Here is a 22115-nt window from a genome sequence, read left to right on the forward strand (position 1 = left end):
TATTTCAACTTTTATAAAATGGTTTTGTAAGTTTCCAACTTCAAAAGAGACGTAAATAATTATGTGTACGGTAACATTTATCCCCACTTCAAATACAAGTTTTGTGTTAACTTCAAGTCGAGACGAAGCTCCCAATAGAAAAACGATTACACCTGAACTGTATTCTGTAAATGGTGCTAACTTGCTTTTTCCTAAAGATGCCGTTGCGGGCGGAACTTGGATTGGAGTTAGTAGTAAAAAACGACTGATTTGCCTGCTGAATGGTGGATTTACTGCGCATGAGCGCGCTGAAAGTTATAGAATGAGTCGTGGGATTATTGTGACCGATTTATTGACCTCGGAAGATTTTGTAACGACGGTTCATGATTACGATTTTACAGGGATAGAACCATTTACCATTGTGTGTGCCGATTGGAACGAGAAGCTTCAGTTGTTCGAGTTGGTGTGGGATGGAAGTACCGTTCATTTTGCTGAAAAACCATTGAAACCTTATATCTGGTCTTCTTCTTTATTATATTCCGAAGCAATGAAAGAAAAGCGAATTTCTTGGTTTTCAGACTTGCTTAAACATAATTCAACCCCTTCTGAAGCGGATATGCTACAGTTTCATAAAACAGCTGGCGATGGTAATTTAGCGTCAAATGTGATTATGGATCGCGGCTTTGTGAAGACAAAGAGTATTACTCAATTTTCAAAAGCAAAAGAAAAATCAATGCGGTATGAAGATTTAGAAACGGGTATGGTTACAGAATCGATTTTATAATTGCAAAGGGAACGCTTCAGAAAAATATTAATTCATTGCGGTAGGCTCGCTAAGTCGAAATGAAGGAATGACCACTTTGAATTTTTTGGTGGTATTAAAGTTTACCATGTTGTAATAGCCTTTCATCGCTCCAAACGGTGAAACCAGTAGGCAACCGCTTGAATAAGTATGCTTTTGTCCAGGTAAAATCACAGGTTTTTTTCCAATAACACCTTCGCCTTCTACGTATTCTTTGTTGTTTAAAGCGTCGCTAATTTCCCAATATCGAGAAAGAAGCTGAACGGTGTCTTTACTTCGGTTTTCAATAGTTACAGTGTAGCCAAAAGCATATTGCATTTTATAGTTTTTATAAAATGTGCCTTCAAAAGTAGTGGCTACGGAAATCATTATTCCCTGTGTAATTTGTTGAACCATATTAATAAATAGCAGCTGTTATCGATAAAAAGAGCACGACCGAAATGGCGGCAGAAATCCCAAAAACAACATTTAAAAATACAAATTTTAATAGAGTAAGCAAGCGATTCTGTTTGTAAAAATTACGGAGTGCTTTGTAAAAATAAAAGGGTGATAGAAAAAGAAAAAGGATTCCGACGAGCAATTCGCTTCCTAAAAGTAAATCCGGAATTAAAAACAACAGCATGGCTAGGAATATAAAGCTGAAAATATGAAAGATGAAAATCATATGTTCAATGTACGTGTGCTTCTTTTTAGAGTAAATGAGCCAAAAGAAGAACGCGAAAAAAGGTGTAAAGAAGAACAAGAAAAACGGAATTTTCTGAAGCAAATAATTCACAAAACTTGAGGGGTTCTCTACAATGCGATCAAACGATTCATTTTTGTCGTATAGCCATCGATTGAAAAAAGTGTTTTCTTGGTTCATTTTATGCAATGCTTCCCGACTGTTTTTAATGTGATGTGTTTCGTAAAAGGTATGGTAATTTTTAGCCTTTTTAAAAAAACTACTATTGTTAGAAAGCGAGTCTAGTAAGAGTTCAGAAAGAACGGCGACTTCATTTGTTTTCTTTTTTTCTTCTGAAATAGAATCTGTAGCGAGACTTTGGGTTGCTTTTACTGAAGCTTCAGAAGTAATAGAATCTTTAGGCAGCGTTGTATTTTCTTCCGAAGAAATATTGGTAGAAATAAAATCTTTTTCGTTTTCAGAAAATGTACCGATGAGTCCTTGAAGAATAAAATAGATAATAGATACACTTAAGAAAAACCGGAACGGGTTTGCGTACTTTAAACGTTGTCCGTCAACATAGTTTCGGGTAATCCTTCCGGGTTTAAATAGTAAGTCGGTAACGGTGTATCGCAAACGCGAATCGTAACTCACGATGCTAATAATGAACTCTTCAATAAAATCCTTGATAGATAGTTGTTTGGTACTGTTTAATTGTGAGCAATACGGACAATATACATCGCTTAGATCGAGAGGATGCTTGCAATTAAGACATTCATCTCCTCGGTAGTTGAGTGCCTTTCGATTTCTAAAAGGTTTTATGCGTTGGTCTCTCATGGTTTTGGGTAGTTAAGACCCTAAAAAGCTACATTACTTTTTGTTAGTTGTTGTTTATGTTGGTGGAGTTTGCAGCACCCATACCGATAATGCGATCGTAGCGAGCTCCAAGATCTCGATAGTACACCAATACGGTGTAATCGTTTTCTGTTTCCCAGAAATTACCATCAACAGCGCCTTCTTCAATGGTGCCGTCACGATCTACTAGTACATATTTATAGTTGTAAAATCCTTGCTTAAAAAGACGTGTGTTTCTATAAGAGTCGCTGTTGGCGTCGTATTCCATATAGGTTGTGCCGTCTATTGTCCAGTTATTGAAGTTTCCGTAGATGTGTAATTCTTTGTCTCCAATGTCTTCATAATACATTAGATTAAAATGCATTCGTACATATTCGGCTTCAATGTTTACGTTTTCAACATCAATATTTCGAACAACAAAATTACCGTTAATATCGGGGTTGTAGGTGTAGGGTCTGTCTTTTCTAGCTGCGTTGGTGTATAAGAAGTTTTCATAAACATCGCTAACTTCAACTCTTCGTATTCCGTTTGAAGCAGATCGAACGTCTTTATTGTCGAAAAAGAGGAATTCATTTCCACCCCAAAAAGCCGCTTCTTGGTCGTACCTATAAATAAGCTGTGTGCCAATAGTGTATTGCGGTTTTAGGTTTGTAATGGCTTTTTTTAAGTTGCTATTTTGAAGTACAACTGTATGTATATTTTGTTTGGGATTTGTAATAAGTAGGTTGGGAGAGTCTATTGTAAACTGAACCACTTGTTTTTCATGAATGTATTTAATGTCGCGAGATCGTTTTATTTCGACGGCAACTGCGGCAATGTTTTCAATCACCATAAACTTTCTAGAAAAGATAAGGTCGTTAGAATCGTTATAGATGCTTAAAAGGTAATTTCCACTTTTCTTAATAGATCTTGTTTCCCTATTTGGGATTGTAAGTTCGTAATGTGAAAATATTTGAAGTGTGTTGTACGAGTTTTCGTAGGTTTCGATACGAACTTCATCAAAACCGTCTAAATATTCTCCTTTTGAGAAATCGCTAGGCGTCCAGTCAAAGTCGTAATGTGTAATTTTATAGTAATAATCCTCTTCGTTTCCATTAATATCATCAAAAGAAAGCATTAAACGATCGCCTAATGAAATAATTGGAAGTTCACTCTGTGCTGTTGTTCCTACAAACTGAATTGTTTTAATATTTTGAGGTTCAATCTTCTCTTCTACTTGTGCGTTTGCTGAAAATAGTAGGCAAACACTAAAAAAAGCGCAAATAAGCAGTCTAGTCATAAATTGGTTTTTTGAATGATAAATATAAACAAATTTTATGCCTTAGTTTAGTGTAAATCACATTTGAAACGAATAAGTAAGAAAATTATAATTAATTATTATGTGAAGCTACTTTTAATTTATAAATTTGCACTCCCGAAATCTATTCGGAATTAAAAGAGAACTTAATGCAAGTATCCTATGTCTAAAGACATTAAGATTAAAAAAGGTCTTACAATTAGATTAAACGGCGAAGCAGCTAAAACTCTTTCTAGTGCACCGCGTTCAAGAACCTTCGCTATAAGACCCTCAAATTTCCATTTAATTACCCCTAAAATGGTAGTTAAGGAAGGAGCCAAACTAGCAGCGGGTGACACCATCTTTTATTCAAAAGATAATGAAGAAATAAAATTTGTTTCTCCAGTAAGTGGAACCTTAACAGCCATTGAAAGAGGTGCAAAACGTGTAATCACCAGAATAGTTATTGAGGGAGACGCTCAAGATTCGTACAAGGATTTTGGAAGTTTTAACCCAGAAACTATGAAGCCAGAAGCTATAAAAAGCTTGTTGCTTTCTGCTGGTTGTTGGCCGTTTATAAAGCAACGTCCGTACGATGTGATTGCAAATCCAGAAGTAGCTCCAAAAGCGATTTTTGTATCTGCATACGCAAGTGCTCCGTTGGCAGCCGACTATGATTTCACTTTAGAAGGGAAAGAAAAGTTTTTGCAAGCAGCAGTGACTGCTTTAAGTAAACTTACCCCTGGAGTTGTACATGTATCAGTAGCTAAAAGCGGATCGTCACCTTTAAAAGGGTTAAATGACGTGAATTTGCATACGGTATCTGGACCGCATCCTTCTGGGAATGTAGGAACGCAAATAGCAAAAATTAATCCTGTTAATAAGGGAGAAGTGGTTTGGACAGTAACGCCTCAAGATTTGGTGATTATTGGAGAGCTATTGCTTACAGGAAAGTTTAATGCTGAAAGAACTGTCGCTTTGGTAGGATCTTCAGTTAAAACACCAAAGTATTACAAAACAATTATTGGAGCTGAGGTTTCAACATTTATCTACGATGCTGGATTAAATGAAGAAAATGTTCGTGTAATTAATGGTGATGTGCTTTCAGGAAATGCAATTTCACCAAAAGGAAATTTAGGATATTACAACACAACAGTTTCTGTGATTCCTGAAGGAAATGATTATGAATTCATGGGTTGGAACAAACCTGTTTTCGATAAAATATCTACTTCAAGAGCTTTAACTTTTTCATGGCTCTTTCCGAAGAAAAAATTCGACTTAACAACCAATACTAACGGAGAGCATAGAGCATTTGTGGTAACTGGGAATTATGAAGAAGTTTTTCCATTGGACATCTATCCATTACAAATTTTAAAAGCATGTTTGGTGGAAGATTTAGATGCAATGGAAGCTTTAGGGATGTACGAAGTTGCTCCTGAAGATTTTTCGTTGACAGAATTTATTTGTGTGTCTAAACAACCACATCAAGAGATTATTAGAAAAGGTCTTGATTTAATGTATAAAGAAATAGGATAACGCTATGGGATTGAAACAAAATTTACATAAGCTAAAAGAAAAATACAAAGGGACAAAAATGGCACCTGCGTTTAACGCAATCCATACCTTTTTGTATATGCCAAATGAAACAACACATTCTGGTAGTCACGTGCGTTCTGCAGACGATTTAAAACGTACGATGAACACCGTAATTATGGCGTTGATTCCTTGTTTAATCTTCGGAATGTTTAATGCTGGATATCAGCATTATTTAGCGTTGGGAGATATTCAAGCTGCCAATGGAGATTTCTTTAGTGCAAATTTCTGGAATTGGAACAACTTAACTGTTGGTCTTTGGAAAGTATTGCCGTTGGTATTAATTTCTTACGGAGTTGGACTTGCAGTCGAATTTGTATTCGCTGTGATTAAAGGGCACGAAGTAGAAGAAGGATACTTGGTGACAGGAATGTTAGTGCCATTAATTGTACCAATTGATATCCCTCTTTGGATGTTGGTTATTGCAGTAATCTTTGGTGTTGTTATTGGAAAAGAAGTTTTTGGAGGTACAGGAATGAATATTTTAAATCCTGCATTAACCATTAGAGCATTTTTGTTCTTTGCTTATCCAACATGGATGAGTGGAGATAAAGTATGGGTACACGGTGCAGTTGCAAGTACTGGACAACCGGATGCAATTTCAGGAGAAACAATTTTAGGGAGTTTAGCCCAAGGAAATCCAGCAGGATACGATTGGTTAGATATGTTTTACGGTTTTATACCAGGCTCGGTCGGGGAGACCTCTACACTTTTAATTTTACTAGGAGGGTTGTTCTTAATCTTCACAAAAATTGGAAGTTGGAGAATTATGCTTTCAGCTGTTGTTGGAGCGTTGGTAATGGGCTTCATCTTTAACGGCGTTGTAGATGCAGGTTGGATTAGTGAAACTTCTAAGTTTTATGGTTTAATGAGTACTGAATTCTGGCAACATCTTCTAATAGGTGGTTTAGCATTTGGTATTGTGTACATGGCTACAGACCCTGTTACAGCTTCTCAAACGAATAAAGGAAAATGGTTTTACGGATTTCTAATTGGATTTATTTCGGTATTAATTCGAGTATTTAATCCAGCATATCCAGAAGGAGTTATGTTAGCGATTCTGTTAATGAATGTATTTGCACCAACCATAGATCACTATGTGTTACAAGGCAATATCAAAAGAAGAATGAAACGTTTAAAAGTTAAAACAGCGTAATCATGGCAAAGAATACAGATAAAAATAGTTATACCATCATATTCGCCATTATCATGGTGTTGGTAGTAGGCTCATTACTAGCTGGAGTAGCTCAAGGATTAAAAAGTAAAATTGACTTGAATGAGCGTTTCGAAAAGCAACAGAACATTTTGTATGCAATGGGTGTGAACCAAAATGAAGGTGAAGGAGATGTTGTTTTTGTTTCTACCGATAAAGTTGAAGCTGATTTTAACACCTACATCAAAAAGCAATTGGTTATTCAAGGAGATCAGGTAACTGAAGATAAAGATGCCTACTTAATCGACTTGAAACAAGAAGAAACCAAAGCAAAAGATCCTAACTATCAAAGACGTTTGCCTTTGTTTGTTGGAGAGAAAGATGGTGAAACTACCTATGTCATTCCAATGCGAGGTAAAGGACTTTGGGATGCAATTTGGGGCTTCGTAGCTATCGATAAAAATTACACCGTGCAAGGTGTGTTTTTTGACCACAAAGGAGAAACACCAGGTTTAGGAGGAGAAATTAAACAACGTTATTTCATGGATGATTTCACTGGAGAGCAAATTATGAGTAATGATGTGTTTAAAGGTATTGAAGTAGCTAAAGGAAATAACGATCCGTTAAATACAATAAAAGACGATAATGAAGTAGATGCAATTGCAGGAGCAACCATTACAGGAAATGGAATTACTGCAATGATTAAGAAAGATCTTAGAATGTATTTACCGTACTTAGAAACATTAAAAAAATAAATCATGGGATTACTATCAAAAAAAGACAGTAAGTTAATTTTAGACCCATTAGCGGATAACAACCCTATTACTATTCAAGTATTAGGAATTTGTTCGGCATTGGCAATTACAGCACAGCTAAAAGCTTCCATTGTAATGGCAGTTTCTGTAATATTTGTATTAGCAATTGGGAACGTGGTTATCTCATTAATGCGAAATATTATTCCATCAAAAATTAGAATTATCGTACAGCTAATTGTAGTTGCTACCTTGGTAATTATCGTAGATCAAGTGTTAAAGGCATTTGCATACGAACTCAGTAAAGAGCTTTCTGTGTTTATTGGGTTGATTATTACCAACTGTATTATTATGGGACGTTTTGAAGCTTTTGCTTTAGGAAACGGTCCTTGGAGATCGTTCTTAGATGGAATTGGAAATGCAGCTGGATACGGTTTAATTCTTGTTATAGTAGGTTTCTTTAGAGAGCTTTTAGGTTCAGGAACTTTATTAGGGATTAAAGTACTTGGAGATCCAATTGCAAAAACAGGATTGTATTCTATCGGATACGAAAACAACGGGTTTATGTTGTTGTCACCAATGGCATTGATTATTGTTGGACTTATTATTTGGGTACAGCGTTCAAGAAATAAAGCGTTAATAGAAGAAAATTAAAAAATAGTGTTGTGTCCTTGGTTTGCTAAGGATTACTATAAAAATAAAACAGTATGTTAGAACACGTAGAATTATTTTTTAAATCGATCTTTATAGATAACATGGTATTTGCAACCTTCTTAGGAATGTGTTCGTACCTTGCTGTATCTAAAAAAGTATCTACTGCAGTGGGGCTTGGAGCCGCTGTAATATTTGTACTTGCAGTAACCGTTCCGATGAACTGGTTGTTGGATCAATACATCTTACGAGATGGCGCTTTGGCTTGGTTAGGACCTGAATATGCTGAATACGACCTTAGTTTCCTTTCCTTTATTTTATTTATTGCAACCATTGCAACAATGGTGCAATTGGTAGAAATCATTGTAGAGAAATTTTCACCGTCATTGTATAACTCCTTAGGAATCTTTTTACCGCTTATTGCTGTAAACTGTGCGATATTAGGAGGATCATTATTTATGCAGTCTAGAGATATTGAAACGTTAGGATTGGCATTAAATTATGGTATTAGTTCAGGGATTGGATGGTTTTTAGCCATTTTAGCAATTGCTGCTATTCGTGAAAAAATTAGATATAGTAACGTTCCAGCTCCATTACGTGGGTTAGGAATTACTTTTATCATTACTGGATTAATGGCAATTGGGTTTATGAGTTTTGGTGGAATGTTGACAGGAGGAGATGAAGCAGAACCAACTTCAGAAGTAAAAACGGCTCAAACTGAACCAGCTTCAGAAGTAGAAGAAATAACTAAAGAAAATACAGCATCAATTGAGGCTGTTCAAGTTTCAGAAATAACACAACAATAGTATGTTTTTAGCAGTAAGCACAATAGGAGTTATCGTTGCAACTGTCGTAGCCTTTTTGGTGTTGACCTTGCTTTTGGTAGCATTATTACTTTTTACCAAACAAAAATTATCTCCTTCAGGACCGGTAAAAATTACCATTAATGATGAGAAGGTAATCGAAGTAGCTTCCGGTGGAACATTACTTTCTACCTTAGGAGCAGAGAAAATTTTCTTACCATCAGCTTGTGGTGGTGGTGGAACTTGTATTCAATGTGAATGTCACGTACTTTCGGGTGGTGGTGAAGCATTGCCTACAGAGACGCCTCACTTCAGTAGAAAAGAATTAAAAGAAGGGGCTCGTCTTTCTTGTCAAGTAAAAGTAAAACAGGATATGAACATTCATATTCCTGAAGAAGTCTTCGGAATTAAAAAATGGGATGCAACAGTAGTGCGTAACTATAACGTAGCTTCATTTATTAAAGAATTTGTAGTAGAAATTCCTGAAGATATGAACTACAAAGCAGGTGGGTATATTCAAATTGAAATTCCTGAATGTGAAGTAAGATTCGAGAATATGGATATTACGGCACACCCTGAAGAACACGAACGACCAGACAAATTTCAAGACGAATGGGACAAATTTAAACTTTGGCCTTTAGTTATGAAAAACACTGAAACAGTAGAGCGTGCTTATTCAATGGCCTCGTATCCAGCTGAAGGACGTGAAATTATGTTGAATGTTCGTATTGCAACACCTCCATTTGACCGCGCCAAAGGTGGCTGGATGGATGTAAATCCAGGGATTGCATCTTCCTATATTTTTGATCGTAAACCAGGAGATAAAGTGGTAATTTCAGGACCTTACGGTGAATTCTTTATCAATCCATCTGAAGCAGAAATGCTATATGTAGGTGGAGGGGCTGGAATGGCGCCAATGCGTTCTCACTTATATCACTTATTCAAAACCTTAAAAACAGGACGTACTGTTACATATTGGTATGGTGGACGTTCTAAAAGAGAGTTGTTCTATTTAGATCACTTTCAACAATTAGAAAAAGAGTTTCCAAACTTTAAGTTTTACTTAGCATTGTCTGAACCTATGGAAGAAGACAATTGGAAAGTGAAAAAAGATATTCATAGTGAAGGTGATGGTTTTGTTGGGTTTATTCACCAAGTGGTAATCGACAACTATTTAAATTTACATGAATCTCCAGAAGATATTGAATTGTATTTCTGTGGTCCTCCATTAATGAACCAAGCAGTACAAAAAATGGGAGAAGATTTTGGAATTCCAGACGAGAACATTCGTTTTGACGATTTCGGAGGATAAACTAAACTCCATTCATATAATAAGAAGCCCGTTTCATTTTTTGAAATGGGTTTTTTCTTTTTTAAAAGTCTTTGGTTTGGTTTTATTTCTTCTTTGTATTAAAATATCTGTTCTACACGTTGCTAATTTCTAATTAAAATGAGTAGCTATTACAACTACTCATTTACTACTCAAATTCACTCAAAGCGCTAACTTTCTCTGTGAGAGGGTTGTTTTTGCAGATTAAAAGTTAATTTTGACCTAGTTTTAATTTAACCTAAGAACTATTCACAAATTAAATGATGCGCAATGAATCTTAAATTTACCCCTTCAAAAAGACCAATATCATATTTGGTTTACATTTCGATTTTTTCAGCAGTATTACTTTCGCTCTTATTCTTTTTCAATAAGAATAATTCAGAAACAGCAGAACAAGTTTCAGAAACTAAAGAAATTTCAGAACGATATTCAGACTATTTACAACATCATCCTTATGTAGCTAGAATGAAAATGAACAAAACGGAACGACGTGCAAATGGACTTCCTCCAAATAAATTTTACGAACAAGAATATTTACTAACAAGTGACCCTGCACTTTTAAGACCTACTCCAGAAAAAGTTTTTGAGCTTCAAGAGGTATTAAAGAATAATCCTCAAATGAGAGCGCCTGGGGCAGGAATAAATAATTGGGAAGAAAGAGGTCCAAACAATGTAGGAGGACGTACACGTGCCTTAATATTTGCTCCTGGAAGCACCACAAAGGTAATTGCTGGTGGTGTGAGTGGAGGTCTTTGGATTAATGAAGATATTACCAATGCATATTCAGATTGGCAACAAGTTACAGGTGTGCCTGCTAATATGGCGGTTTCAGCTATTACAGTAGATCCACAAAATACGAACATTATGTACATAGGTACTGGTGAAGTATATACTGCAGGTAATGTAAATGGAAATGGAGTCTATAAATCTACAGATGGAGGGTATAATTGGACACATATATATGGTCAAAATACGGGACCAGTTGAAGATCGTGTTACCTATATTCAAGACATCATTGCTTGGGTAAACCCAGTAACTAGTTCTACCGAGATATTATTTGGAGCAGATGCTAGTTTTTATAAAGAACAATTAGGAAACGATGTTTTCTTAGGATCAAATACAATTGGAATCTATAAATCTACCGATGGTACTAACTTTAGCAGATTAACAGGGGCGACTTTTGAAAGTTCTCCTGGTACTTATTATGCGCCTAACACATTTGATGTAAATTCAAATGGTACAAAAGTGTGGATGGGAACTAAACAAGGTGGTTCTACATACGAAGGTGGAGGTGTTGTTTTTTCTTATGATGGAACAAATTGGACGAACGTAGTAAATTTAAACACGGATGGTCGTGTAGAGATTGTTTGCTCTAAACAAAATCCAAATAAAATTTACATGCTTTGTGAAGACCAAGTAAGTGCAACACAAAAGGTGCAAATTTTTAGAACTACAGATGCATTTGCAACAGCTCCTACAGCAATGCCATTGCCAGTAGATATTGAGCCAGGTTTACCTGCAAACGATTTTACAAGAGGACAAAGTTTTTATGATTTACAAATTGGAGTAGACCCTAATAATGATGCCACTTTATTTGTGGGAGGTATTGATATTTTTAAATCTACAAACTCTGGAGCTGCTTGGACTCAAAAAGTACATTGGTACGGATTAAATGATTTACCTAATGTGCATTCAGATCATCATAGTATTGCTTTTAGCGGTTCAAATAGAATTGTATTTGGAAACGATGGAGGTATTTATTTTTCAGACGATGGAGGAGATACCTATGGTGTGCGTAATAAAGGGTATAACGTAACTCAATATTACAAAGCGGATATCAATCAGGATGTTTCAAAATTAAAATTAATAGCAGGAGCACAGGATAACGGTGTTAACTTTATTGATAATGCTCAATCTGGAATTAATTCATCAGTAACAATCTCTGGCGGAGATGGAGGGTGGAGCTTTATCGATAAAGATTCACAGTATATTATTACGTCTTATACCAATACTCAATATTATGTACACGATATTAATGGTGTAAAGAAAAATGATTTTGAAGGAAATTCAGGTGCTGAAGGAAGTTTTATCAACGAATGTGGATTGGATAGTGATACTAACTATTTTTATGCAAATTCAAGTACCGCTGCTCCTTTCGGAATTCATAGATGGAAGATAGACCCAGTAGCTTTTACAGCAACCTCAAAAACATTATTAACAAATGGGTTGATTACAGGACAACCTTCATTTTTTGTTGCTTCTCCTTTTACAAGTGATAGAATGTTTATAGGAACGGCTATGGGGGATATTATCAGATTAGATAATGCAAGTACTGCATCACCTACATGGACTAGTAAGTCTATTTCTGGAATGGTAGGTGCTGTTTCTGATATTCGTTACGGTCAGACAGAAAATGATATCATGGTTACGTTCCATAACTATGGAGTTGTAAGCATTTGGGCAACGACAGATGGAGGTGATAACTGGGTGAATAAAGAAGGTGATTTGCCTAATATGCCCGTAAAAACAATTCTTCAAAATCCATTGCGTTTGGACGAAGTAATTATCGGAACTGAACTAGGAGTATGGTCAACATCAAACTGGAGTAGTAGCTCACCAAACTGGGTGCAATCTCAAAATGGAATGAGTAACGTAAAAGTGATGAACTTCGAAATGAGAGCTGCAGATTATACAATTGTTGCTTCCACTCACGGTAGAGGAATGTTTACAGGAGTTTTTGAACCTGAGCATACATTTTGTGCTTCTAATGGGACAACAGCTTCTCATATCGGACTTACAAACGTTACGCTGCACACGATTAATAATTCTGATATCACGAAAAATAGTGGGTATGAAGATTTTTCATCAATCATTACAGAAGTTAGACAAGGAAGTAGTTATGATCTTTCTGTAAAATTAAATTCAGATGGTGCAAATACTGTGCATGTAAAAGCTTGGATTGACTGGAATAACAACAGTGATTTTACCGATCCAGGAGAAGAGTATGACCTTGGGACAGCGACAAATGTAGCCAACGGAACTACTACATTATCTCCTCTTTCAATTCCTGTTTCTGCAACGGCTTCCTTCGGAATAAAAAGAATGAGAGTTTCAGCCAAACAAGGAAGTGCTGCTACCTCTTGTGAAACTAACTTTGATGGTGAAGTAGAAGATTATTCTATTCGAGTGATTTCTCCAATTATATATTGCCCAGCTGGAGGAACAGATAACGGAGGCGATCATATTGCCAATGTAACATTAGGTACAATAAACAATACCTCTAGTGATGATGCAGGTGGGTATGGTGATTACACAACTGTAACTCCAACTACGTTAACCAGCGGAAGTTCACAAACTCTTTCAATTACCAAAGGTGGTGGTTCAGACGATGGTGTAGGGGCTTGGATAGATTATAACGGAGATGGTGATTTTAACGATGCGAATGAAGCGATCGGATTTAGTGCACATTCTTCTACTCCTACCATAACAATTCCTTTTACAGTACCTGCTAATATAACAAGTATTAATACAAGGATGCGTATTGCAGTACAATACCAAAATTCAGCTCCATTGCCATGTGGTTCTGATCTTTATAGAGAAGTTGAAGATTACACGGTTACTTTAGTAGCTGGTGCTTCACCTTGTACAGGAATTACTAAAACATGGAACGGATTATGGGCTCCTGCTGGAGCGCCAAACCCAACAGATACAGTGATTATTTCATCAAATTATGATGCTGGACTTAATGGAAACATAGAAGCTTGTTCACTTACTATTACTTCGGGGGCAACTGTAACGGTAGCTTCAGGAAAATTTATACGAGTACAAGGAGACATTACAGTTAATGCGGGTACAAGTTTATTAGTGCAACATGAAGGAAGTTTGGTTCAAGTAAACGATGCAGCTTCGGTGACAAATAATGGAACAATTAGCATTCAAAAAACAACACCAACACTTGCTGAGAAAAAGTTCATGATCATGGGAAGTCCTATGACTGCAGAAACTAGAGAAGATGTGTACAATGCAGCGTATATAGTGAGACATCACAACACCGCTAACTTTGTTCCAAATCCTGATGTTACTGCCGCTTTTCCGGCTGCTGAAAACTTTGCAGACGATAACGGTAATAACTGGTTAACGCATACAGGAACTATAAACCCAGCTGAAGGATATATGGTATTTCCACAACCAAATACTACAGGAAGTGGAAGTTATACACATAATTATACTTTAGGAACCTTAAATACAGGAACAATTACAGCGCCATTAGCGTATCATACCGATCAGAATTCAAGTCCGAATATGTTAGCAAATCCATACGCTTCAGCAATAGACGCGAATGCATTTTATGCAAATCCAGCCAATGCAGCAATCAATGTGTTGTATTTCTGGGAACATATTACGCCACTTTCTGTAAGTTATCCTGGTTACAATGCAGCCAACTTTAGCATGGGAGATATTTCATTATACAGTAAAGCAATGGGAGGTGTTCAAGCTGGAAACGGAGGAACAACACCAACGGGTATTATAGCATCTGGACAAGGATTTGCAGTAAAAGCAGCTTCGGCAGGAATTACGGCAACATTTAACAATGCAATGCGCGTTACTGGACCAAATGATACGTATAGAAGACCTCTTACTTCGGAAAGAGATCGTTTGTGGATTAATGTGTACAACGACAGTTATGGCTTAGGAAGTACTACTTTAATTGGTTTTTCTGAAAACACAACAAATGCTTTTGAAGCTGACGCAGATATCAAGCGTTTGGCAACACCGGTATCATTGTATTCTGAATTAGGAACAGGAGAAGAACTTGCTATTAATGCGTTAGGTTCTTTTGAAATTGAAGCTTCAGTAGGATTGAGTTTCTCCACACAAGTAAAGGAGTCTCAAAACTACCGTATTTCACTTCAAGATTTAGATGGAATTAACATAGACACGGCGACTGTTTTCTTAATCGATAATTTACTAGGCACTGTGACCAACTTAAGTGAAGGCGATTACAGCTTCCAAAGTGAAGAAGGGACTTATAGCGAGCGTTTCAAAGTAGTATTTGAAAATAGCGTTTTAGGGACAAACGATGTAGCTTTACATTCAATTTCAGTATATCCAAATCCAGTTCAAAATGTAGTGAACATTGTGTCACCAAAAGCGAAAGTTACTTCAGCTACGGTGCATGATATTCGAGGCAGAAAAGTTTCCGAAGTAAATTTCAGAAATCGAACTAACTACCAAATAGACCTATCTAAATTAGAGTCTGCTGTTTATTTCGTAACAATAGTTACCGAAAGCGGAACACTTACAAAACGTGTTATCAAGCAATAAATAGCTAAAAATTGAAAGGCCGTTTAAAACACTAAACGGCCTTTTATTCTTAAAAATTACAGTGATATTATTCTTTCAACAATGCCTTTTTTAATCTAAAGGGTGCTATCGCTGTGTCTTTACCTCAATGAATGAGAAGCTCCTGAACAGATAGTTTGCATTTGGAGCCTAACGATTAATACAAGTTTATAAACAAACCTAAAATGAGAAAAATATTATTTTTTGTATGTAGCATTGCTCTATTTGCAGTATGTACTACATCGTGTAAAGAAGACAAAGTTGTTCATGAAAAAGCCGAACGACCACTTCTGCATTTAGAACAAGCTAAAATCGACCGAAGAAATAATGGAGAGGTGAATCCCGATAAAACAGCACCTTGGACTCCAGAACAGGCGGCTCGACACCAGTTAATTTTAGCCAAGCTTGTGGAGACTTCAGAAAACTTTTCGAATGGTCGATCTAATACAGCGACCTATGCAGATGGAGCTCTTGCAGGGAAGTGGGTGAATAGAGGGCCTAAAAATATGCCAGGTGCTTTTAAATTTGCCGAAATGTTAGATGGCACTGATATCATCTACGGTGTAACTCATAATCACTATGTAGGGGAATACAATTCTACCTCTCATATTTACAAAGGTACCGTGTACAATCCTACCACAGGTGTTGGAGGGGACGACTTTCAAGTACTTACAGCAAACTGGCCAAACAGATACGATAACCTCTTTGCTTTTACGCTTAATGCAGGTGTACGATTGGTTGCTCATATTGAAAGTGGACCAATCTATTATTCAGATGACGAAGGAAGTACTTGGACGGTTGCTACAGGCTTGCCAGCGGCTTTGACTAGCGCTGCAATTAACAGGCAGGACAATAATGCTATTTATGTAACAGACGATACTTCAGTGTATGTTTCAACAGATCAAGGGGTGAGTTTTACTTTGTTTCAGAATTTTGGAAGTTCTGCTCATTCTTCTTTATACACACCTAGGTATGCAATTCAGCCAAACGCAAGTACAATGTATTTAGCACGAAATGGATCTTTTTACTCCCTTACGACTGCTCAATCTCAGTTTGTTTTAAAAGGAAGTTATACAACATCACACAATAATGGGAAATTCAGTGTAGCGGGAGATTCTAGAAAACTATACGTGACAGTAGATAATAACTATTGGGTTTCGGTAGATGAAGGTGTCACTTGGACTCAGAAAACCCCTCATGGAAATTATTACGGAGATACATCAGGAACCATGGATGCTGGAAAATTTTTAGCAGTGAGCCCAGTAGACGAAGATATTGTGATTGCAGGATATGCCCATCCAGTAGTTTCGACAACAGGGTTGAATACCGTATATACCGATCATGCAGGTTGGGGGAATTACCAAAATGGTACAGAATTACCACAACAAGATTATTACAATCGCATCCGATTTAACTATCACCCAGATTTTCAAGCTTCACACTTTTTCTACAATAGCAGTGGTACTTTATTATCGGTACGCTGTACAGATGGAGGGATATATGTTTCTTATAAAGAATGGTTTGATTTCCCAGCAGCAGGTGCAGGATATAATAATTCTGGATATGCCAATGCGCATTTTATTAATGTTACTTTATTAAATACAATTACGCCTTTAGTATATAGAAATGACCTGTTTACAGGTAAAAATGATCCAAATCATATCAATTCTGGAACTCAAGATCAAGGATCGCAAAGCATTATTCCTGGAACAACGGGCGATGTTTTAGACTTTTATCAGTCGATTGGGGGTGACGGACAAAGTATCGATAGTCAGGATGGAGAAAATGCATGGAGATGGAGTCGTAAAGGAGATATGGCATGGTCGCCTGTAAAAGTATATACTGCAGGTGGTGGATTTAGATCAATAGGAGAAATTAATGGTGATTTCAATAGTAGCGCATCGGTAAATTTTAGTCAAAACACAGCCTTAGGTTGGGTTCAGACGTATATAGATCATAAAGATCCTGATAAAAATATATGGTTATTAGCTAAAGATTTAAATCGTGCAAAATGGGATGGAACTAACTTTACAGCGCATACTGTAAGTAAAGGAACAAATCAAGTTTCGGCACTAGCACAAGGAACTGTAAATGGAGACAAACTTTTTATGTTACAAGACGGAAAAGTGTTTGCTTCTAGTGATAGAGGAGATACATTTGATGCAGGAACAACCACTCCTTTTAGTAAAACGACAGCAGATCAAAACATAGGAAGCGGTGTTGTACTTCCGGGCAATGACAATTGGATTTTATTTTCTGGGCCTAGTGAAAATAATGTAGGTTCAATCTTATCTAAAGATGGAGGACTGACTTGGAATGATGTTACTGGAATTTTCCCGGCAGGGAATGATGCGCAAACGGGAGGGATGATTGTTACTCCTGATGCTAAATATGTGTTCGCAGGAACAGATATTGGTCCGTATGTGTTTGACGTTTCAAAAGAAAAATGGTTCTCTATAGCTGAAGGTATCGGATTTATTAACATTACCGATGTAGATTATATCGCATCTATTAATACTGTCCGATTTGCAAGTTGGGGATCTGGTGTGATTGATTTTAATATTGAAGAAATTGTTGGCGGTTGTACAGATACTCCAATTGCACAAAATACGTATACATTGTATTCTGTCGATAGTCAGCAAGGAAGTGACCCTGGTGCGAATGCCTTCGACGGAGATATAAATACTATCTGGCACACACAATATTCTCCTACAACAGATAGCTATCCGCATAGTATTGTTATTGATTTAGGAAGTTCAAAAAATGTTTCGAATATCAAATGCATGCCTAGACAATCAAGTCCCAATGGACGAATTGCTAATTATGAAATATACGTAAACGACGATCCTCTTAACTTTGGAGCTGCAGTAGCTTCAGGCACTTGGACAAATACTACAGACGAGAAAACGGTAAGTTTCACTCCTAAAGAAGGTAGATATGTTCAACTAAAAGCACTATCTGAAGTAAATGGAAATGCATGGGCTTCGATGGCAGAAATTAATATTTCAGAATGTGTTGGCGAATGTTCTGGAGGAACAACCACATACATTAGTGGTGCATGGAGCCATGGAGCGCCCGATGCAACAAAAACTGTAATTATTGCTGAGAATTATAGCACTGCATTGGGAGATATCAATGCCTGTGAGCTTCAAGTAGATCCTATGGCTACCTTAACAATAACAGATGGTAAATTTGTGAAAGTTGAAAAAGACATCGCAGTAAAAGGAAACTTACTTATTCAACATCAAGGTAGTTTGGTGCAGGTAGACGATACTGCATTGGTTACTAAGGACGGAACAATTACTATTGAAAAAACAACACCAACCCTTGCAGAGAAAAAGTTTATGATCATGGGAAGCCCTATGACTGCGGAAACAAGGGAAGGGGTGTACAGTGCTTCGTACATAGTGAGACATCACAATACAACGAACTTTGTTCCGAATCCTGCTGTTGCTTCGGCTTTTCCATCTGCTGAAAATTTTGCAGATGATAACGGTAATAACTGGTTAATACATACAGGCATTGTAACTCCTGCGGAAGGTTATATGGTGTTTCCACAACCGAACTCAACAGGAAGCGGAAGTTTTACACACTCGTATACGCAAGGAACCTTAAATAATGGAGTTGTCATTGTTCCATTAAAATATCATACCGATCAGAATTCAAGTCCGAACATGTTGGCAAATCCATACGCTTCTGCAATCGATGCGAATGCGTTTTATGCAAATCCAGCAAATGCGGCAATCGATGTATTGTATTTCTGGGAACACATCACCCCACTTTCAGTGAGTTATCCAGGTTATAATGCCGCCAACTTCAGCATGGGAGATATCTCTATGTATAGTGAGGCTATGGGAGGAATTCCAGCCGGAAACGGAGGAACTGCACCAACAGGAATTATTTCTTCTGGACAAGGATTTGCAGTGAAAGCAGCTTCCGCAGGAATTAATGCAACGTTTAACAATGCAATGCGTGTAACAGGACCAAATGATACGTATAGAAGACCTGCTTCGGAAAGAGATCGTTTGTGGATTAATGTATACAACGACACCTACGGACTAGGAAGTACCACCTTAATTGGTTTTTCTGAAACGACAACCGATACTTTTGAAGCAAACGCTGACATCAAACGTTTGGCGACACCAGTTTCGTTGTATTCTGAATTAGCAACTGGAGAAGAACTTGCTATTAATGCGCTTGGTTCTTTCGAAATTGAAGATGCTGTAGCGCTTAGTTTTTCTACGCAAGTAAAGGAATCTCAAAACTACCGTATTTCACTTCAAGATGTAGAGGGTGTAAATATAGAATCGGCAACGGTTTTATTAATCGATAATTTACTAGGAACTGTCACCAACTTAAATGAAGGAGATTACAGTTTCCAAAGTGAAGAAGGAACTTATAGCGAGCGTTTCAAAGTAGTATTCGAAAATCGAATATTAGCAACAAACAATCTTGCGTTGAATTCAGTTTCAGTATATCCAAACCCTGCTAAAAACAACTTGTACATTGTTTCATCAGAAGCATTAATTATAAATGCAGTGGTGTACGATTTACAAGGAAGACAAGTGCAATATGCTAAAAGTTCAAACATGACAAACATTCAAATAGATCTTTCTTCATTAAATAGTGCCGTGTATTTTGTAAAAATTACAACAAACGCTGGTGTAATTACCAGACGAGTGATGAAAGATTAAATAGCCCCCTTTTAATCAATAAAACCGCATTTAAGTAAAATTGAATGCGGTTTTTTTATGTGCCAAATTCAATCTCATGTATCTTTGCAATTCGTATGAATGAAGAACTTACAAAACAAGAGCTACACAATCTGGCAATGAATATTGTTGGAAAAGACCTCGAGGCACAAGGATATGAGTTTTTAGGAGTAAATTCTAAACTCAAAAGAGATCCGCAATTTGTGGCCTTAAAAAATAAAAACCTTCACTTTGTCATAGTAAGAGCAGTAGCCTATCCAGACGATGCCAATGCATATGATCCTGTTTTTATGCAAACCATTAAAACACATGCCGAAAAGTTTGAAGCTAAAACTTTTTATGCAGGCGTTGGTTTAGGAAGTGGTACAGATTATGCAAAACCTGTTATTAAAAATGAAGATTATACCATGGTGTATAATGGTTTACAAGAAATTTTATGAGAGCACTTAGTTTTTTAGCAATACTACTAGCATTTTTTTCCTGTACAGAAGAGAATCCCCAAGCAAAACTTTTGCAAGGAAATGCATTTGGAACAACGTACTCCATACAGTTCTATGCTTCGGAAAATTTTAATGCTGAAAGAGGCATCGATTCTGTAATTCACGCAGTAAACAAATCGGTAAGTACGTACATACCTAATAGTGATATTTCAAAAATTAATAATGGCGATACTTCAGTTGTAGTAGATGAAATTTTTAAAGAAGTTTTTGCGATTTCTGAAGAAGTACATAAAAATTCTCACGGCTATTTTGACCCTACAATAGGCGTGCTTCGGAATGCCTATGGCTTTGGAGATGTAAAACCCTTAGAAACAATCGATGCACATGTGTTAGACTCTTTAATGGACTATGTTGGGTTTTCAAAAGTGTCTATTTCAGAAGATGGGAAGGTCGTAAAATTACATCCGCAAGTGTATTTCGATTTTAACGCCGTGGCTAAGGGCTACGGAATCGATTGTATTGGGCGCTACTTAGAAACACAAGGTGTCACGAACTACTTAATCGAATTGGGAGGAGAAATACTTTCTAAAGGAGAAAATACAGCAAAACAAAAACCTTGGGTAGTCGGTATCGAAGCTGTAGATTCAAATCTTGAAAATAGAAGCTACCAAGCAACCATTACGATTCAGAATAAAGGAATGGCTTCCTCTGGGAATTACCGAAAGTTCCGAGTAGATTCTCTAACAGGAAAAAAATACGTACATACTTTAAATCCGCTTACAGGTTCTGCAGAGCAAAGTGATGTAACAAGTGCTACGGTAATTGCAAAAACATGTGGTGAGGCCGACGCATATGCGACTACTTTAATGGCACTCGGACTCGAAAAATCTGTGGCGATGCTGAAAGATTTACCCCAAGTTGACGCGTATATCACCTATAATGACGGTTCGAATAAAGAACAGGTGTTTATGACGGAAGGGTTTAAGAGGTTAATGAACTAACTTCTTGCAAACGGGTAGTAGTTCTCCTTTCGCAAGGCAGAATTTCTCTATTTCTTCGTTGCTTAATGTTTTGGTGTAATCGAGGGCTTCAACTTTAAAACCTATTTCTGCTAACTTTTCAAAGTAATCCATACCATATACGCGTACATGGTCGTATTGGCCAAAAATAGCAGCACGTTCTTTAGGATCGGTAATGGAGTCGTCTTCAAAAGTGGTTTTTCGATCCGCTTCGTAGGGTACTTGCAATATCGCTGTTCCTCCAGGAGCTAACACCCGAAAAAGCTCTTGCATGGCTTTTGTGTCGTCTGGGATGTGTTCTAGCACGTGATTGCAAATAATGAAATCGTAACTATTGTCTTTAAAAGGGAGGTTGCAAATATCCGCTTTCACATCGGCAATAGGTGAGTTGAGGTCGGTAGTCGTGTAGGTCAAGTTTTTCATCTTTCTGAACCGCTTATAAAACGCTTGTTCAGGTGCAAAATGAAGCACTCTTAAGTTTTCTGAAAAGAAGTTGGTTTCATTTTTTAAATACAACCAAAACAAACGATGTCGCTCTAACGACAAAGTACTTGGCGAAAGGACATTCTCTCTCACTTTTTCGTATCCGTAGGGTAAAAACTTCCGAAACGAGTTTCCGTCAATAGGATCCGTGTATTTGGTGCCTCTTAAAAAGAAAGCCACAAAGGGTCTTACAACATAACTCAGTCGAATGAGAAGGGTTCGCGGTATTAAATTCAGAAAAAACTTAAATACTTTTTGCATTC

The 22115-nt window shown here is 37.0% G+C and carries 15 protein-coding genes; 11 read left to right on the plus strand and 4 right to left on the minus strand.

Features of this window, described 5'->3' with window-relative positions:
* Positions 1-61: 61 nt before the first annotated feature.
* The gene (locus tag BLQ00_RS10700; protein ID WP_093144169.1) at positions 62-763 is read left to right on the plus strand and encodes an NRDE family protein; all 702 of its coding nucleotides are present in this window, start codon (positions 62-64) and stop codon (positions 761-763) included.
* 27 nt (positions 764-790) lie between these two features.
* Here BLQ00_RS10700 and apaG read toward each other — a convergent pair whose 3' ends face one another.
* Genes apaG through BLQ00_RS10715 form a run of 3 tightly spaced genes read right to left on the minus strand, consistent with a single transcriptional unit; the run spans position 791 to position 3576 of the window.
* Positions 791-1177: a Co2+/Mg2+ efflux protein ApaG gene (apaG, locus tag BLQ00_RS10705; protein ID WP_093144171.1), complete on the minus strand. Its 387-nt coding sequence runs from the start codon at positions 1175-1177 to the stop codon at positions 791-793.
* 1 nt (position 1178) lies between these two features.
* Positions 1179-2279, minus strand: coding sequence for a DUF3667 domain-containing protein (locus BLQ00_RS10710; protein WP_093144172.1), 1101 nt, complete (start codon positions 2277-2279; stop codon positions 1179-1181).
* 43 nt (positions 2280-2322) lie between these two features.
* On the minus strand, positions 2323-3576 hold the full coding sequence (locus BLQ00_RS10715; RefSeq protein WP_093144174.1) for a type IX secretion system plug protein: 1254 nt from the start codon (positions 3574-3576) through the stop codon (positions 2323-2325).
* Positions 3577-3756: 180 nt separating this feature from the next.
* Between BLQ00_RS10715 and BLQ00_RS10720 the strand changes: the two genes are divergently transcribed.
* The 10 genes from BLQ00_RS10720 (at position 3757) to BLQ00_RS10765 (ending at position 21351) form a co-directional block, all read left to right on the plus strand.
* Complete coding sequence (locus BLQ00_RS10720) at positions 3757-5109, plus strand: Na(+)-translocating NADH-quinone reductase subunit A (RefSeq protein WP_093144176.1); 1353 nt, start codon at positions 3757-3759, stop codon at positions 5107-5109.
* A 4-nt stretch (positions 5110-5113) separates the two neighbouring features.
* Complete coding sequence (locus BLQ00_RS10725) at positions 5114-6322, plus strand: NADH:ubiquinone reductase (Na(+)-transporting) subunit B (RefSeq protein WP_093144177.1); 1209 nt, start codon at positions 5114-5116, stop codon at positions 6320-6322.
* A gap of 2 nt (positions 6323-6324) precedes the next feature.
* Complete coding sequence (locus BLQ00_RS10730; protein ID WP_093144179.1) at positions 6325-7074, plus strand: Na(+)-translocating NADH-quinone reductase subunit C; 750 nt, start codon at positions 6325-6327, stop codon at positions 7072-7074.
* Between the two features lie 3 nt (positions 7075-7077).
* Complete coding sequence (locus tag BLQ00_RS10735) at positions 7078-7725, plus strand: NADH:ubiquinone reductase (Na(+)-transporting) subunit D (RefSeq protein WP_093144180.1); 648 nt, start codon at positions 7078-7080, stop codon at positions 7723-7725.
* 53 nt (positions 7726-7778) lie between these two features.
* Positions 7779-8528, plus strand: coding sequence for an NADH:ubiquinone reductase (Na(+)-transporting) subunit E (gene nqrE / locus BLQ00_RS10740; protein WP_093144182.1), 750 nt, complete (start codon positions 7779-7781; stop codon positions 8526-8528).
* A 1-nt stretch (position 8529) separates the two neighbouring features.
* A complete protein-coding gene (gene nqrF, locus BLQ00_RS10745) occupies positions 8530-9837 on the plus strand; it encodes an NADH:ubiquinone reductase (Na(+)-transporting) subunit F (RefSeq protein ID WP_093144183.1) in 1308 nt (435 codons plus the stop codon).
* Positions 9838-10125: 288 nt separating this feature from the next.
* Entirely contained in the window at positions 10126-15180 is a 5055-nt protein-coding gene (locus tag BLQ00_RS10750; RefSeq protein WP_093144185.1) for a GEVED domain-containing protein, read from the plus strand.
* A 203-nt stretch (positions 15181-15383) separates the two neighbouring features.
* Positions 15384-19892, plus strand: coding sequence for a discoidin domain-containing protein (locus BLQ00_RS10755; RefSeq protein WP_093144186.1), 4509 nt, complete (start codon positions 15384-15386; stop codon positions 19890-19892).
* A gap of 95 nt (positions 19893-19987) precedes the next feature.
* Positions 19988-20350 (plus strand): Na(+)-translocating NADH-quinone reductase subunit F, encoded by a 363-nt coding sequence (locus BLQ00_RS10760; protein ID WP_093144188.1) that lies wholly within the window; start codon positions 19988-19990, stop codon positions 20348-20350.
* Positions 20347-21351, plus strand: a complete 1005-nt coding sequence (locus tag BLQ00_RS10765; RefSeq protein WP_093144190.1) for an FAD:protein FMN transferase — start codon at positions 20347-20349, stop codon at positions 21349-21351. Before BLQ00_RS10760 ends, BLQ00_RS10765 begins: the two co-directional genes overlap by 4 nt.
* Here the strand turns inward: BLQ00_RS10765 and BLQ00_RS10770 are convergent.
* Positions 21340-22113, minus strand: a complete 774-nt coding sequence (locus BLQ00_RS10770) for a class I SAM-dependent methyltransferase (protein ID WP_093144192.1) — start codon at positions 22111-22113, stop codon at positions 21340-21342. The genes BLQ00_RS10765 and BLQ00_RS10770 overlap by 12 nt on opposite strands.
* Positions 22114-22115: the final 2 nt, after the last annotated feature.

The organism is Ulvibacter litoralis (assembly GCF_900102055.1).
Classification (GTDB): Bacteria; Bacteroidota; Bacteroidia; order Flavobacteriales; family Flavobacteriaceae; genus Ulvibacter; species Ulvibacter litoralis.